Annotated in this window: 16 protein-coding genes and 2 tRNA genes; 6 read left to right on the forward strand and 12 right to left on the reverse strand. The window is 41.6% G+C overall.

The annotated features are described in order from the left end of the window. The first annotated feature begins 12 nt into the window (after positions 1 to 12). Positions 13 to 777, forward strand: a complete 765-nt coding sequence (locus SPIGRAPES_RS00090; RefSeq protein WP_014268735.1) for a MerR family transcriptional regulator — start codon at positions 13 to 15, stop codon at positions 775 to 777. 185 nt (positions 778 to 962) lie between these two features. After that, positions 963 to 1766: an HpcH/HpaI aldolase family protein gene (locus SPIGRAPES_RS00095; RefSeq protein WP_014268736.1), complete on the forward strand. Its 804-nt coding sequence runs from the start codon at positions 963 to 965 to the stop codon at positions 1764 to 1766. A 102-nt stretch (positions 1767 to 1868) separates the two neighbouring features. Here SPIGRAPES_RS00095 and SPIGRAPES_RS00100 read toward each other — a convergent pair whose 3' ends face one another. Then, positions 1869 to 2381: a hypothetical protein gene (locus SPIGRAPES_RS00100; RefSeq protein WP_014268737.1), complete on the reverse strand. Its 513-nt coding sequence runs from the start codon at positions 2379 to 2381 to the stop codon at positions 1869 to 1871. 239 nt (positions 2382 to 2620) lie between these two features. Between SPIGRAPES_RS00100 and SPIGRAPES_RS00105 the strand changes: the two genes are divergently transcribed. Then, the gene (locus SPIGRAPES_RS00105) at positions 2621 to 3139 is read left to right on the forward strand and encodes a GNAT family N-acetyltransferase (protein ID WP_215904759.1); all 519 of its coding nucleotides are present in this window, start codon (positions 2621 to 2623) and stop codon (positions 3137 to 3139) included. Between the two features lie 484 nt (positions 3140 to 3623). Here the strand turns inward: SPIGRAPES_RS00105 and SPIGRAPES_RS16920 are convergent, their stop codons facing one another. From SPIGRAPES_RS16920 to SPIGRAPES_RS00120, 3 genes are all read right to left on the reverse strand, one after another. Beyond that, complete coding sequence (locus SPIGRAPES_RS16920; RefSeq protein ID WP_014268739.1) at positions 3624 to 5816, reverse strand: ATP-binding protein; 2193 nt, start codon at positions 5814 to 5816, stop codon at positions 3624 to 3626. Between the two features lie 264 nt (positions 5817 to 6080). Further along, a complete protein-coding gene (locus tag SPIGRAPES_RS00115) occupies positions 6081 to 6560 on the reverse strand; it encodes a tyrosine-type recombinase/integrase (RefSeq protein ID WP_041384337.1) in 480 nt (159 codons plus the stop codon). A 496-nt stretch (positions 6561 to 7056) separates the two neighbouring features. After that, a tRNA-Arg gene (locus SPIGRAPES_RS00120) sits at positions 7057 to 7130 on the reverse strand. A 346-nt stretch (positions 7131 to 7476) separates the two neighbouring features. Between SPIGRAPES_RS00120 and SPIGRAPES_RS00125 the strand changes: the two genes are divergently transcribed. Beyond that, positions 7477 to 7890, forward strand: coding sequence for a hypothetical protein (locus tag SPIGRAPES_RS00125; RefSeq protein ID WP_041384338.1), 414 nt, complete (start codon positions 7477 to 7479; stop codon positions 7888 to 7890). Between the two features lie 136 nt (positions 7891 to 8026). Here SPIGRAPES_RS00125 and SPIGRAPES_RS00130 read toward each other — a convergent pair whose 3' ends face one another. The 7 genes from SPIGRAPES_RS00130 to SPIGRAPES_RS00160 form a co-directional block, all read right to left on the reverse strand. Further along, positions 8027 to 9505, reverse strand: a complete 1479-nt coding sequence (locus tag SPIGRAPES_RS00130; protein WP_014268741.1) for a tripartite tricarboxylate transporter permease — start codon at positions 9503 to 9505, stop codon at positions 8027 to 8029. A gap of 18 nt (positions 9506 to 9523) precedes the next feature. Then, positions 9524 to 9976 carry a tripartite tricarboxylate transporter TctB family protein gene (locus tag SPIGRAPES_RS00135; RefSeq protein ID WP_014268742.1) on the reverse strand — a complete coding sequence of 151 codons (453 nt, stop codon included), beginning with the start codon at positions 9974 to 9976 and terminating at the stop codon, positions 9524 to 9526. An 88-nt stretch (positions 9977 to 10064) separates the two neighbouring features. Then, positions 10065 to 11036: a Bug family tripartite tricarboxylate transporter substrate binding protein gene (locus SPIGRAPES_RS00140; RefSeq protein ID WP_014268743.1), complete on the reverse strand. Its 972-nt coding sequence runs from the start codon at positions 11034 to 11036 to the stop codon at positions 10065 to 10067. 43 nt (positions 11037 to 11079) lie between these two features. Beyond that, positions 11080 to 11715 carry a bifunctional 4-hydroxy-2-oxoglutarate aldolase/2-dehydro-3-deoxy-phosphogluconate aldolase gene (locus SPIGRAPES_RS00145; protein WP_014268744.1) on the reverse strand — a complete coding sequence of 212 codons (636 nt, stop codon included), beginning with the start codon at positions 11713 to 11715 and terminating at the stop codon, positions 11080 to 11082. Positions 11716 to 11724: 9 nt separating this feature from the next. After that, positions 11725 to 12672: a sugar kinase gene (locus SPIGRAPES_RS00150; RefSeq protein ID WP_014268745.1), complete on the reverse strand. Its 948-nt coding sequence runs from the start codon at positions 12670 to 12672 to the stop codon at positions 11725 to 11727. Positions 12673 to 12686: 14 nt separating this feature from the next. After that, positions 12687 to 13466 carry an IclR family transcriptional regulator gene (locus SPIGRAPES_RS00155; RefSeq protein WP_041384761.1) on the reverse strand — a complete coding sequence of 260 codons (780 nt, stop codon included), beginning with the start codon at positions 13464 to 13466 and terminating at the stop codon, positions 12687 to 12689. 383 nt (positions 13467 to 13849) lie between these two features. Further along, a tRNA-Pro gene (locus SPIGRAPES_RS00160) sits at positions 13850 to 13922 on the reverse strand. A 59-nt stretch (positions 13923 to 13981) separates the two neighbouring features. Between SPIGRAPES_RS00160 and SPIGRAPES_RS00165 the strand changes: the two genes are divergently transcribed. Continuing rightward, a complete protein-coding gene (locus SPIGRAPES_RS00165) occupies positions 13982 to 14629 on the forward strand; it encodes an endonuclease III domain-containing protein (RefSeq protein WP_014268747.1) in 648 nt (215 codons plus the stop codon). Here the strand turns inward: SPIGRAPES_RS00165 and SPIGRAPES_RS16925 are convergent. Further along, entirely contained in the window at positions 14577 to 15020 is a 444-nt protein-coding gene (locus SPIGRAPES_RS16925) for a hypothetical protein (protein WP_014268748.1), read from the reverse strand. The genes SPIGRAPES_RS00165 and SPIGRAPES_RS16925 overlap by 53 nt on opposite strands. A gap of 237 nt (positions 15021 to 15257) precedes the next feature. Between SPIGRAPES_RS16925 and rpmB the strand changes: the two genes are divergently transcribed. Continuing rightward, positions 15258 to 15488, forward strand: coding sequence for a 50S ribosomal protein L28 (rpmB, locus tag SPIGRAPES_RS00170; RefSeq protein ID WP_014268749.1), 231 nt, complete (start codon positions 15258 to 15260; stop codon positions 15486 to 15488). Positions 15489 to 15530: the final 42 nt, after the last annotated feature.

The following is a 15530-nucleotide window of genomic DNA, read 5'->3' on the forward strand; positions in this document are numbered from 1 at the left end:
TAAGGTTTGATCATGAAAGAGATTTTTTCCATTGGTGAATTCAGCGAATTGTTTCATGTTGATGTCCAGACCCTACGGTATTATGACTCGATCGGGTTGCTGGTTCCTTCCTCAAGAGATCCGAAAACGGGTTACAGGCACTACCGGTTTGACCAGGTGTACCAATTGTCAACCATCAGATATCTGCGGCGTCTCGGCTATTCGTTGAAGCAAATCCACGATTACCTTGACTCGAGGAGTCTGGGGAATACCATGGGATATCTGAGGCAACAGTCGGAGGCGCTCAAAAACCAATGGAATGAGCTCTACACCATAGATTTGGCTATCAGGCGAAAACTTGAGTTCATTGAGGGGCAGGTTGCCAAACTTGATGTGTCGAGCATTTCTATAAAGACCTTTGCCGAACGGCAGTATCTCGATATCGGTTCCGAGGAGACGCTGTATGGTTCGGAGTCGTTTTATCTTTATCCGACGTTGGTGTTCTATGTTGGCATGAATAAACATTTTGGAGCCTATCTATTCAATTACAAGGACGATGATGAACAGGAAGCAGGAAGGTTTTCCACTACACCCGCTTGCATAAAAGCGGGAAGGTTTTTATGCGGTTATCATCAAGGAGCATATGAATCTATCCCGACTTCCTTTGAAAGAATCCGTCAGGCTGGGAAGGGCCTTTGCTTGAGTCCCCATTACATGAATTTCAACATTATCGACCAATTTGTGGAACGCGATAGCAAAAACTTCGTGACAGAGATTCAGATTGCGATCTGGGATTGATTGTGCATACGGAACGTCTTACACGACTGATGTCGATAGGTTCAGGGTATTTTGTTGTTCCCTGAATGATGAAATTGGTCTATGCTTTGGCTGTAGGGTAGCGAAAAGGGAAAAACGGAAAGCGTACACCAACGTACCCTTACAAAGCAAAACAGTATATTTCTGTTTCTAAGGAGATTATCTGCATGGTATTGAAAGAAAATCTTATACGTTCGCTTTTGGAAAAAGACAGGCCGTCCGTAGCTACGAGGCTTTGGACTACTTCGACTTTTTTTGTTGAGGCTTTAGCCTCTACCGGTAATTTCGATTATGCAGAGTTTGTTGCAGAGTATGCTCCCTATACGTTGTATGATTTACAGAACTTCTGCATTGCTGCGGAATTGCATGGAATGGGTTCCATGATTAAGGTCGATTTCCAGAATCGTGGGTTTGTCGCCCAGAAGGCCATTGCCAGTGGATTCCAGGCTATTAACTTCACTGATTGCCAAACAGCTGAGGATGTCAAAGAATCTATTCGCCTGACGATGCCCGAAACCCCGGAGGATGGCGGTCGCTTTGGCTTTCCCAACAATCGGTTCATTGGGTTCCAACCCAAGATGCCCCAGATGTTGCATGCCGAACGTGAGAGGAAAGTAGTTCGTTGTTTTATGATTGAAAAAGCTGTAGCCGTAGAAAATATTGAAGCGATTTGTGCTATCCCTGGGGTAGATATGGTTCAGTTTGGTCCCTCTGACTTTAGCATGAGTTCTGGCTGGAATGTCAACGAGCATGTTGCTGAGGTTAAAGAAGCTGAGCGCCATGTCATCGAGGTTGCTCTCAAACATGGGGTTCAGCCCCGTTGTGAGATTCAATCAGTCGAGGCGGCAGGGTATTATATTGCACTGGGGGTAAAGCATTTCTGCCTAGGAGACCAGTTGGTCCAATTGACTTCCTTCTGGGAGAAGGATGGGAAACAACTGAGAGGTATAGCTGACAAGCTAGGTAACTGAGTAGGGTAGCCAGATAATAATGGGATGTTTGTATGCTATAAGAAGCCCCAAGTGTAATTTGAATGCACTTGGGGCTTTTCTAACTGAGTGAAGTTTTACTAGTTATTTTTTTCCTCCACCGGTTCCAGTATTACCATTGCTATTTCCAGTATCAGGATTTCCCATCTGATTGTTTGAACTCCCCCCACTGGGGTTCTGCCGTAATTGTAGCTGGAGTTGTTCTTCCTGGTATGTTCTCAGCTGGGTTCTTTCCTGCACAGAGAGCTGTATAGGATCGTCGATGGAAATCCGCTCTTGGTTTCTCACGATCAATCGGGCAAACAGTTTTTCTTGTGTTCTGTTTTGGGTTGTGGAGCCGAGAAAAACACCTTCGATTTGGATTCTTTCCCGATTACGAAGTTGCAGTTGTGTAACAGCACCTACTGGAAGCAGGATTTCAATTTTGGTTCCATCATCTTGTACTAGGTAAACAGTAGGCTGCCCGCCGGGATTCTGGATCAACTCTATGGTTCCTTCCAACGATGTTATTTTCTCGAGGATTTCCACGTTTCCCTGGGCGAAGACTGACATGCTTACAAGCAAGAGAAGGACAACGAGTAACAAGTATTTTTTCATGATAATTCTCCCCAATGAAATAGTATGATTTTTCAAACCTCCCTATGAAAGATAACAAGTAGTATTCGATACTGTTACAAATTAATAATTTTGTAATGTTTGGAAATGACCTAGGGCAGTTGGGTGTGTAGGATAAGAAAAAGAAAAAGAAAAAGAAAAAGATGCAGCTTGGAAAGAGGTGACTCCCTATCAGCTTTATGTGGTAGAGTGAGAAGCAGCAATGAAGAAATTGGTGGGGGATGACTATGCATCTAAGATTAGCTAACATGGATGACCTGCCTCAGCTTAAAGCAGTCTATGGGGAAATAGTAGATACTATGCATAAAAACAATATCAAAATCTGGGATGCCATATATCCCTGTGAGTTTTTTTGCAATGATATTGAAAATACTCGGCTGTATGTTTTGGAAGAGAATGAAGAAATAGCTTCAGCCTTTGCTTTATGCACTGCAAATGCAGGAGCAGATTATGTAAAATGGGAAGACAAGCAGGCAAAGGCAGTATATGTTGACCGGTTTGGTGTCAATGTCAAGTTTTCAAGAAAAGGAATTGGCAGCATGATGCTTAAAAGAGCAATTGCCCTTGCAAGGGAGAAGGGCTTTGCCTATGTAAGGCTTTTTGTCGTTGATATAAACGAACCTGCGATAAACCTTTATATAAAGAACGGTTTTACAAGGGTTGATGGAATCTATGATCAAATAATTACTGATGATATTACCTTGCATGAGTTTGGATTTGAAATAAAAACAGGTTTGTAATACAGCTCAATAATACAACCAACAGTCTTTCTAATGTCTGTGTATACCCTTGAGTATGGGAGTAAGTCAGCTTCTCTATGTTTTATTCAATGGGTGAAGGGCTATGCTGTTTGTATTTCATGGAAAAGAGCAGGCGTTTATACCTATGAAAATATATAGAATTCTATGTTAAGCCTTGTGTTGTTCGTTTTGATGTGTGGCAAAAGAGGGAAGCTCAGAGTGGAAAAAAGATACCATCTCAATGAGTGGTATCTCAATATTCGATTAGAATGTCTTTTACTATGCCAAGTAGGAGGCGACCCTACGACCTACTGCTTAGAAGGCCCAAAATTAGGTTTATCAATCATTATCAATAGATGTAATAAAGTATTAATATAAAACAAGATAAAGGTATTAAAGAATAAATGGATTTATCAATAGTTATCAGAGATTCTACATCAATATTAGGGGGTATTAGGATTTTTGATGTAGAATTGATGTAGATTCAAGAATGATTGATATCTTGTAAAATTGTAAGAATCTTCGTTGCCTCTTTACTTAAATTGCTTTCTGAAATATCAAGTGCAGGCTGGAATAGGTTGAAATTACCTTCAAAGTGGTTGAATTCATTTAATAGTGTCTTTTTCGACGTTAATTGAACTCGGAATTTTTGATCTTGAACACCACTTAATGCTTTATAAATATAATCACCTAGTAATTCACATTTTTTTGTTCTTTCTGGGAATTTATCGTGTAATGTTTTTTCCACATGTAAGCGTAGATAGAGGAAAGTTAAAGATTGTTTTAAAGTCTTCTCAAGTAAAGGGAATTGAGAACCTGTGAAAAATTCAATATTAGAAAGATCAAGAGCAATAATGTCTTGGGCTGAAATGATACATGCTTCCTCAATTTTCTTTGAAAAAACAAGATTGTATATATTTGTTAAATTAACTTCACGATTTTCTTTGCCATGCATAAGACATGTTAATTGTTCTTTTATTGGCACATAATCTTCTGGCGGGTTTGGAGGGTCTAATCTCATAATTTTAACCAAAGCACGCATGAATGGTATAAGAGAAACCATAAATAATTTATTATCTGTAATATAGTCATCAATTATATTTGTTCTTAGTAATTCCAAGAGCTTATCAAAATAAAGAACGATATCTCTTTCTTCAGAAGCAATAGGAATAAATCCACAATTGCTTGGATTGTTTTGTAAGAAATAGGCGTTGAAACAATGAGTTTTCTGAACATCAAGTAAACGAACTAAATCTAAGTTATGTGTGAAAATAAGAGCTTGTTTATTATCTAAGATTTTTAATAAACAATATGCAATCTTATTTTTATAGATTGAATCGGAACTAGATATTGGATCATCAATTAAAATTATATGTGCAGTAGAATTTTTAGCCTTTAGCAATTCGAACGTCAAGGATATGAAATTTTGTTCACCAGTGCTTAAAGGTAAATCTTCTCTAGGATTATCAATTAATTGAACATCACCTAATTTAATTATGATATTGTTTTCTACATCTCTTTCAAGATTTACTTTTCTATCAAGGGTATCGATAATCATATTCTCTATAATCATCTCATCTTCAGATTCTAAACTTAATTTCTTTTTAACTAATTGGTTATATTCATTATATGTTTCTTCAATTTTCAATTCTTTCCAAAGGCTGAGAAGTGAATTTGTAATTTGTATTTCTAAGTTATTTTGATATTCTTTTAAAGAATTTTTAATTGATTGTAGATGTTCAATGTTCCCAGAGGTTAAGATTTCTGTTAAATCCATAATGAAATTAAAAGGATCTTCCTGTGGGGTTAATTTCCCTATAATATTTTCGAGAATTGATTTTGTTTCTGAATTTAAAGACAAAATTAGTTGTTCATTTTTAAAAGATTTGCTTTTAATCAATAACTCAGGTTCAATACCCTCAGTATCACAAACAATACATTGGCTTGAGTCTATGTATTTGTTTAAAATTGTGATCGCTGTTTTATTGCTTTCAAAGGTTTTAATACTTCTCGAAGAAATAATTTTATTTTCTGGGATAACTTTAATTTGTTCGATTAATGAATCTGCTATAGACATATCCTTTAGAAAAAATTTTATGTTATCAGCTGGAAGGTTTTCGTATTCTTGGATAGAGAAACTTAAAAAATATTCAATCCATTGCGAAATTTTGATAGAATTTACCTTTGTTGAGCGATTTGCTGTCACACTGATTACTTTTTTGAGATTTGAGTTTGATATCGAATCTATAAAGGGTGTGCTTTTTTTTGAACAAAAATATTCATTTTTTAAGATATCCTTTGTTCTAGCAAAGAAATTTCCAAAAACTGTATCAAGAGAATTTTTAAGCTCTCGTTCTTTACGGATATTATCGCCTAAAATAAATTCATCGGTATTACCTTTTATTATATTCCGAGAGATTTGATCATTTATAACATGAAATAAAGAAGTACTAGTATTTATATCATATTGAGTACCTTCATAAACACCGCCAAATTCAGTTCTAGCCTTTCCTTTGCAAATATTGGTTATTGTTGTTTTACCTTCTCCGTTTGGTGCATAAGCTATGGCAATACCCTGTTGAGAAAAAGATATTACGTTATTTGTTTCAAGATTCTTGAATGCGTCAGATAATCTTGGTCCATCGACTAGGCGATTGATTATAAGTTCTTTGCCCATACTCTTATGCCATCCTTTCAGAAAATTCGCTTAGCGTATAATAGCATATATTTATTATGTTTTGGAAATAATATAGCTAATAGCATAGGCAAAATTTTGCGATATGGACACTATGGTTTATCTATTATTCCATATCTCGCCGTTTCTCCTGTTTTCTAGGCTTTATCCCAATACCTCAGAACTATAAGCCTTCGTATTTTGAGAATGTACTCTTTCCAAAATCACCTAGTGTAGCGGTCTTATATTTCTCTTGTTTTTTCTTAATCAAAAAAGCTTATCAAAAGCATCTTCATGCTCAAGTATCCTGCTATAACTATCCTTCAGGGAGGGATGGTTGTAGCGTTCTGTCATGCTCTCTGAACTATGACCTGTGGTCGCTTGGAGAATATCAATCGGGAGAACATTTCTGAGTAGGGTATTATAGCTATGGCGGAAACTATGAATTACAAGATTCCTACCATCGGTCTTAATCTCTGCTTTCTGTAGAGCCTTCTGGAATCTGTTCTGCAGCGTTTTCCCCATAATATGCCTGTTGCCATTGTTGCCATAGAAGATTAAATCATCTGAATCTGAGAAAGGCGTACTCGCTTTGCAATGTTCCAGATACTCCTCGGCTCTCTGGCACAATACTACCACTCTTGCTTTCCCTGTCTTGGTTGTGCCTGTGGTATCATCATCCTTTACAGCTTCCTCAATCAATAATCCGTTTCGCTGTTCATTAATGATTACATGCTTCCACTTCAAAGCTCTGCCTTAACCTCTTCTCATACCAGTTGTTGCCAGGATGAAAAAGTAATATGCATACTCTTCCTCTCTCCAAATCTTCGTCAGTGCTTCGAGGTCGCTCGGAAACAGCTTCTTCAGTTCCTCCTGGGAAAATACATCTCTGGCTTTTGTTTGTCCCACCCAGACAAAGAACGTCTTGGTGTAGTATTCAACGGTCTGTTCATTGGATGACCGGTGGGTAAGAAACTTCTCGACAACTGTTATCGCTTCATGCTACAGGGATTTCCCTGTTGACTTCGCTTTTCTCGTCCCATTGTCTTCATGGAAATAACAAAACCAAACTACCAAATAATGTCTTTCTTGTTCTTGGCATCTTTGTAGCGCTTGAAAAGAGTGTATGCATGTCTCATGGTGTTCGTTTTGATATATGCCAAAGAGGGTAGTTGCTCAGAGTAAAAAAAAAGATACCAGCTCAAGGAGTGGTATCTCAATATTCTATTGGAAAGTCTTTTACTACGCCAAGTAGGAGTCGAACCTACGACCTACTGCTTAGAAGGCAGTTGCTCTATCCAACTGAGCTATTGGCGCATGAACATACAGGATAAGTGTATGAAGCTATGAAACAATATCGTAATTAATGAGAAAGGTAAAGACAGGATTGAAATTTTTAGTGAATTCTCGGTTTTTATTTTGCATTGGCAGAATGGAAATACCTTATCATGTGTTTTCATTTTCTTGAAAATGAGCAGGCGCCCAAGTATCTGCAAAAATTGTTCAGATAATGTACAAAAAGTGCTAATAATCTATAAAAAGACTGTAAAATCCAAAAAGAGAGCGGAACAATGCAATAAAACTGACTGATTCCCTATTGTATAGGTTGCCTTTTATTAGTAAAGTTACAGTATAAACAAAGGTAATAAAAAAGGAAAAAATCATGAAGACAAATGATGAACTAAAGAAAGAGAGTATTGAATATCTGATTAAGAGCACCGACATGTTCTCAGCAGTAGATTATAAACGACTTGAAGCACAAATAGAAGGTCACCGGTATTTTTTAGGGAAAGATCTGAAAAACCCTATTACCTGGGATGAAGCAGTCTATTCCTGGATGGGAAATATTTACCTTCCTATCAGTGAAGTGATGGAGAACTGGACAACTTTGATGAGCTTCCCCGGCAGAAGGCGTGCAGACGTTTTCTTTGAATTGTGTGACCACTTGTACTTCCTCAGCCTCCAGAAACAGAGCGATGTAAATATTTATGATGCTGTTCTTGACTATGATGCAAATTACGGCCGTTCAATCGGCAGGATCCTTGCCCGCATGTTCAACGGAAGGCGCGCAGCGTAACTGGAACTTAGGAATCTATATAGATTGAAAGGCGGCCGAGAGGTCGCCTTTTGCTGTCTCAATTAACAAGGAAGGAAGTCGCTTTTTCAAGCAACTTCCTTCCTTGTAGTCATACATTTGTCATTTCCTGTTTTATTCAGGCTGTTTTTTTCCTTGACTTGATATATGCCGAAACATAGGGCATAAACAAAGTGAATACGATCAAAGCGATAAAGACAATTGTAATTGTAGATGAGAAGAAAATAGTATAGCTTCCCTCAGACATGAGAAGAGCCCGTCTGAAATTTGACTCTGCCATTGGTCCGAGGATGATTCCAAGGACTGCAGGGGAGACTGATATATCGGCTTTTTGCATGAAAAAACCAAGGATACCGAAGAACAACATAACCCCAACATCAAAGAAGCTCGTGTTGATTGCATATGAACCAACAATACAAAGTATGAAAATCATCGGGGTTAATATTGTCTTCGGTACCGAAAGAACCTTAACAAATAACTTTAAGCACGAAAGACCCAGGATAAGCATGGTACAGTTGGCAACGAACATACCTAGGAATATCGAATACACTAACGTTGTATGTTCGGTGAACAATAGCGGCCCGGGTTGCAATCCCTGGACAGTGAGGGCACCGATTAGAATTGCAGCAACTGCATCACCAGGGACGCCCATGGTCAACATCGGGATCAAGGCTCCTCCGGTGACACCGTTGTTGCCAGCCTCTGGGGCCGCGACTCCGTCGGGGATACCGGTTCCAAACAACTCAGGATATTTTGAGAACCTCTTTGCCTGGCTGTAGGATACGAAAGCACCAATCTCAGCCCCAGCTCCAGGGACAATGCCAATCAATGTCCCGATAACTCCGCTGATCGGAGCCGTCTTGAAAATGATTTTCCAATCAGATCTGGTTGGCCATACCTTGGTGACTTTCTGGGAAACCTCATCGGCTGAAAAAATATTTTCAACCGTCGAGAAAGCCTGGGACATAGCGAAAAGACCGATCATGACCGGAATGAAAGACATGCCGCTGAGCAGGTTGATATTATTGAAGGTGAAACGGGGATACCCTGTGATACTGTCGATTCCTATGAAGGAAAGCGAAATGCCGAGAGCGCCGCACAACAATCCTTTTGCAAGTGAGTTTCCCGAGATGCTTGAGATGATACTCAACCCGAAAACCGCAAGGAGGAAGAATTCAGGGGCGCTGAATTTCAAGGCAAGCTTTGCCAACTGTGGGGAGATAAGCCAAAGGGCGGCTACACTGACAAGGCCGCCAATAAAGGATGAGATCGTGGAAATGCCCAGGGCCCTGCCACTTTCGCCCCGTTTTGAGAATTCATAACCGTCCAAGACTGTTGCAGCGGCAGCGGGAGTGCCAGGAGTCCTGAGGAGGATGGCTGATATCGAGCCGCCGTAGATGGCTCCGACATATACACCGATCAAAAGCAAAATGCCAGGGGCGGCATCCATGCCAAAGGTGAGGGGAAGTACCAAGGCAACACCCATGGTAGCGGTCAGCCCCGGAAGTGAACCGATACAAATTCCCGTAAATACGCCTATGATTATGAAAAGTAGAATCTGGAAGTTAAAAACATCGGAAATAACGGTAAGCAACATAGTCTGTTCTCCTTTTCTTTACACCAGAAATCCATAGCGCATCGGTACATTCAGGACAGAGCCGAACAAACCGTAAATAGCCAATGTGAATATGACTGAGATAATGGCACATTTCCACCAGGACCGCTTGCTGAACCATTTAATGAACAAGAAAAGCATTACCGATGTCGTGGAGATAAACCCTACATTGGGGAGAAGTACCACATAGACAATCAACCCAGCCATCGTAATATAGACATTCATTACTTTGGGTGAGACCAAGTCAATTGCAGTATCCTGTGATTTCGGCATCTTGAGTGTTGCAAGGAACAAAGTCAGTGAAGCGATAATAATCAAGGACGCAACGATAATCGGGAACATCCCGGGACCGGGGACCCCATGGTTACTTGGTGGATACCCAATGGCAATGGCAATAATAAATATGGCAAATGCAATAAAAACACCTGATACAATGAAATTAGCTTTTCTCATAGGTTGATTCCTTTTCCGTTACCAAATAAAACTGACCCAGGCCACTAACAGGAATTCTGGACGTGGCCCGGGGAAATGAAGATTACGCTTATTGCTGTTTAAGACCCAGCTCATTGATCAAGGCTTTGAACATATCATTGTCAACAACCAGTTTCTTTTGGAAAGAAGCACTGTCCATAACGTCAATGATATTGTTGCTCTTGTTCATAAAGGCAACAAAAGAGTCAGACTTGGCAGCAGTATTGAAAATGGTGTAGATCTTGTTAACGATGGCATCCGGAGTATCCTTGGGAACGCCAAGTCCTCTCCAGGTTCCGATGGCAACATCATAACCAAGTTCTTTTGCGGTTGGGATATCGGGAGTAGCAGCAATGCGCTCTGGAGCCAGAACTGCCAAAACCTTGAGATTACCAGCGGCAACCTGGGAAGCTACTTCAGCATAGCTAACCGTTACTGCATCAATATGTCCACCCAGCAGACTCGTAATTGCAGGGGCAGCACCGTCAAACGGGATGTGGTTGAATGTTACGTTGGCAGTTTTGGCAAGGCCAGCGGCTGCGAGGTGCCAGATGGCTCCGACGCCTGAGTTACCGATTTTCATGGTCTTGCTTTTTGCTGCATCGAGGAACTCATTGAGCGTGTTCCAGGGAGCATCAGCTTTAACCGTTACTGCACTGTAGGCACTGTTTACCATCATGATAGGTTTGAATTGATCATAATACAGACCTGCACCGGTTCCGGTGTGGGGGAGGGTGACCAATTCAACAGTTATCATTCCGATTACACTGCCATCAGCTTTTGCATTGGCAGCATAGGACATGCCTACAGCTCCACCACCGCCAGTCCTGTTTTCAACAGCGATATTCTTAGGAAAGGAGTCCTTCGCTGCGTCAACGAGGGCACGGGCAACCAAATCAGTTCCGCCACCAGCGGAATAAGGGACAATTACAGATACAGGTCCTGACGGATAGGTATCAGCCGATACTTCAGCAGTTCCGTTAGCGAATGCTGAGCCACAAACCAGAGCGAGAACGGAGATGAGTACAAAAAGTTTTCTCATTTTCTTACCCCTTTACAATATGTTTTATGCTAAAAGCACAAAATTACAAACAATTAGCCTGCGTGATGAATTCCTTTGCGCGTTTTGTTATCTCTTGAAAATTGCCAGATTCAGAAAGTGAAGGACTTGCAAGGGAAGAACCTACCCCGACAGCATAGGCCCCGGCCTTCATGAAAGCAGCCGTGTTATCGGTTGCAACGCCACCTACTGGAAGTAGTTTCAATCCAGCAAAGGGTCCCAGAAGATCTTTGATGAATTGGGGACCTACCGTACCTACCGGGAATACCTTGATCAATTCTGCCCCGGCTTCTTTTGCGATAAAGAGCTCAGTCGGGCTAAAGATTCCAGGGACCGGGAGAATATCCCTTTCATTGCAGTAGCGAATTATTTCCACCGACAAGCATGGGGATAGAATAAACTGGGCTCCTGCATCAATGGCCTTTTTTGCATCGTCAAGCGTCAGTACAGTTCCTGCCCCAACTAGAATATTGCTTCGTTGCCTGGCCTCTTCTATCATTTTCAGGGCTCCGGGAGTGTTCATCGTAATCTCCAGGCATTGGATTCCACCCTCTAGCAATGCATCGATGAGCCTCGTAGCATGCTCTTCCTTGATTCCCCGGATAATGGATATGACCTTGGTCTCACCAATCTTTTGTAATACAGATTCTTTCTTTCCCATATTTGGTTCCTATCGTTGTGTTTCTTTGATATTTGAGGCAACACGGTCGAAAGTCTTCCTATTCGGAAGGCCTTCGACATCACCTGGACTTGAAACCGCGAAGGCTCCCATTATCGAAGCCATCTTGCCACATTCCTCTACTGGTCGATTTTCCAGAAGTCCGCTTATAAAGCCTGCATTGAAAGCATCCCCTGCTCCGATGGTATCTACAACCTTCATAGGGAAAATGGGTATGGAAAATTCGTTTTCTGAATCTGCCACATATGCGCCTTCTTTACCTTTTTTTACAGCAATCCAGCGTACGTTGAGTTTCCTGAGAGCTTCAACGATTTTTTCTTGGTCGGTTTCCCCTAGAAGAATATTGGCCTCATCATCACCGAGAAGGACTATGTCGCTCAAAGACAATATCGGTAATAATGTCATCCTTGCTGCATCCTCGTTCCATAGCTTCCTTCTGATATTGGGGTCAAAACAAACGAGGACTTTATTGGCTCTGGCAATTTCAATTGCCCTGAGCACTGTTTCTTTACAGGAATTACTCAATGCAGGCGTAATACCTGAAATAAGCAGGATTCTGGCTTGTTTGATATATTCCTCATCGAGGTCTTCAGGGCAAAGCAAGCTGGCAGCAGAGCCCTTGCGATAATAAAAAACCGATGATTCCTTATCAGAGGATAGCTGTTTGAACATAATTCCCGTAGGTGCTAAATTTGTTCGGAGTACCCTGGAAGTATCGACTCCTTCCCCACGCAATTCACGTAAGATGAACTCACCGAATTCATCATCACCGAGCTTGCTGATCCAGCCGCTCGTGTGTCCAAGTTTCGAGAGTCCCACCGAAACATTGCTTTCTGCGCCGGCAGTTACTTTTCCAAATGAATTTACATACCTTAAATAGGTATTGGAGTTTGGAATGAAAGCTACCATTGTCTCTCCGATTGTAACAACTTCTATCATGTATACGGTCTCTCCTAACTATAGTTCCACTGGTTCTTGTTGGTAGCGATGATCTTTTCGATATCTCGTTTTGCCGTAAGGAGCAAGCTTTTAAAAAGGATTTCCCGTTCTGCATCATATCTGAATTCAGGTACTGCCAGGCTTACCCCTGCCAGAATTTTTCCTTCGAGTGCAATAGGTACTGCTACACATTGGATTCCGATAGTCGATTCTCCTTTTTCATACGAAAAACCTGTCTTTCGAATACCCTCGAGCTGAGTATTCAATTCCTCAACAGTGGGTATTGTATTAGCCGTGATAGGCGGAAGAGTCCCTTCGGGGTAGAAAGCGTTGATTTGTTCCGGGGAAAACTGGCTCAACAGCGCTTTTCCATATCCTGTCGAATAGGCGGGTAGTTTATTGCCAGGATTGCTGATTACCCTGAATTTGGAATACTGGTCGGCTTTTATAAGATAGAGAACGTCCAATTTGGAAAGGATTCCGAAATAGAGGGTTTCTTTTGTCTGTTCCGAGATGGAAAGCAGGACAGTCCTGATGTTTTCCAAAATATCGGTTTCATTGACGAACCTATTTCCCATGATAAAAAGGCTTTCACCCAAAAAATAACGTTGCTCACGTTTATTGTACATAAGGTATTTTCGATCAGCGAGTGTGTTGACCAAGGGAAAGATGCTGCTTTTTGGGGCTTCAAGCAAACGCCCGATTTCGCTGAGGGTTAACCCGTCAGGATATTCTGATACAGCTTCCAATATGTCAAGAATTCTGCCTGTTGTTCTGTGTTCACTATATGGCATACTATAAACAACCCCTTTTGTATTCGTATATACGAACAGTATTCGCAGATACGACCAACATTGATAGTTTACACCAATATTCTGATTTGAAAAGGGTTTTTTTTGTTTTTTAACAGAAACCTCCGATTCAGAAGAAAAGTTTGTTACGTTGCTTTGTGTGCATATAGCAGCGAACTGCTGCACAGCGTTGGCTCCAACCTTTTTATATAGGTTCTCATTAAAGGTAGAACAATTGGGATTCCTGGATTGGTTCTTGCCTGGAGGGCGTGAGGTAGAAAGGATTCACAAAGTTGAAACTACCGTGGAATAGGTGTATGTCCTTTACTCTGCTGGCACAAAAAAACCGCTGCATCACATCAGTGAACAGCGGCTTTCTCAAATAGTCGGGGCGAAAGGACTCGAACCTTCGATATCCTGCTCCCAAAGCAGGCGCCATAGCCACTAGGCTACGCCCCGTAAAATCTACTGGAGTATAAGCACTTGAGGCTAAGAGCGTCAAGGGGTAGAATAAAAGAATGACTGAAAAGCAACAAAAGACACTCGCTATATTTGAAATATTGGACAATCTGTACCCGCAAACGATACGTTTCCTCAATCAGACTGACCCGTTTCGTTTTATGATAAGCGTAGTCCTCTCCGCCCAGACGACTGACAAGACGGTTAACCAGGTTGTAGTGCGTCTGTTTGAAGAATACCCAACGGTTGAGAGCCTTGCGCAGGCATCCTTGCCACAGGTTGAAAACATTATTCACCCTACGGGTTTTTACAGGATGAAGGCAAAGAATATTGTAGCCTGTGCCCAGGCACTGGTTGGCAAAGAGATTCCTTCAAATATTGAAGAGTTGGTCAAACTTCCGGGAGTGGGGCGAAAGACTGCAAATTGTGTAATCGGTGAGGTGTTTCACCGACCTGCCATCATTGTAGATACGCATTTCGGCAGGGTAGTCTACAGGCTCGGCCTTGTATCAAGCAAAGACCCTGATAAAACTGAAAAAGAAATCAGTTTGTTGCTTGCTGATACCTTGCACTATCGCTTCTCGATGGCGGCAAACCTGTTTGGACGCACTACCTGCCATGCGAAGAAACCCAGTTGCCCGATCTGCCCGCTTGTCAGCCTTTGTCCTTCTGCAGATGCTTTTCTGCAAGGATCCTCCAAAGTGTAAGCCCTTGCGATTCCTTATATTCCAACAGGGCCAGACGGAGGTCGTTGACGAAAGGGATAGCTCGTTCAATTTGCAGGTCACTCTTTCCTAGGATTATCCCCGAGAAAGGGTAGGAGACCTCCAATTGATTTCTGATCGGTTGCAGTATGTGCCCTTCGATCGGGAAAAACAAGAAACCTTCCTTGAAGATAGCTTTCTTGCCGATTTCGAAAGGAAGCGAAGGACAGGGCACGGCAGGCGGAAGCGTTGTAGCCTCTGTTTCTCCCAGGATGATACAAGGGGGTAAGGACCGGAAGGACCTATCACCGGTACTTTGAAATAATTCTGTTCGCAGGCAGTTTACGGCGGTTCTGGTTGCTTGGGGCAGAAGAAGGCAATAAAAGTTAGGCATATTGCTAGCATACTAAGAAATAGGTAGGCCAGCAAGGTAGTTTTTAATAAAAGATAGGCTCCTTGTCTTTACACAAACGCCGTTATCTGATAATTTGGCTAAGGTTGAAGTCGTAATAGCAATCGCCTTGCAATTATGCTCACGGGTAAGCCGTTGCCCGTGCAAGGATAGCCTTGACTTTGACAGGCCAGTATTTGGCCAGACGAAAGAATTTAACTGGATAAGGTGGATATAGCTATGGCTCGTAGATGTGAGATTTGCGGAAAAGGAACTGTTGCAGGAAATAGTGTTCCAAGAAAAGGTCAGGCCAAGAAGCACGGCGGCGTAGGCCAGCACATTGGCGTAACCACAAAACGCGTATTCCGCCCGAATCTCGTGACGGTCAAGACTTTGGTTAACGGGACTCCCCGTACCATCAAGATTTGTACCCGTTGCCTGAGGAGCGGACGTATCGAGAAAATCGTATAATTTTATAATCTTTACGATATTTCGATCGACAAAGAGCCCTTG

Source organism: Sphaerochaeta pleomorpha str. Grapes, assembly GCF_000236685.1.
In the GTDB taxonomy this organism is placed as follows: Bacteria; Spirochaetota; Spirochaetia; order Sphaerochaetales; family Sphaerochaetaceae; genus Sphaerochaeta; species Sphaerochaeta pleomorpha.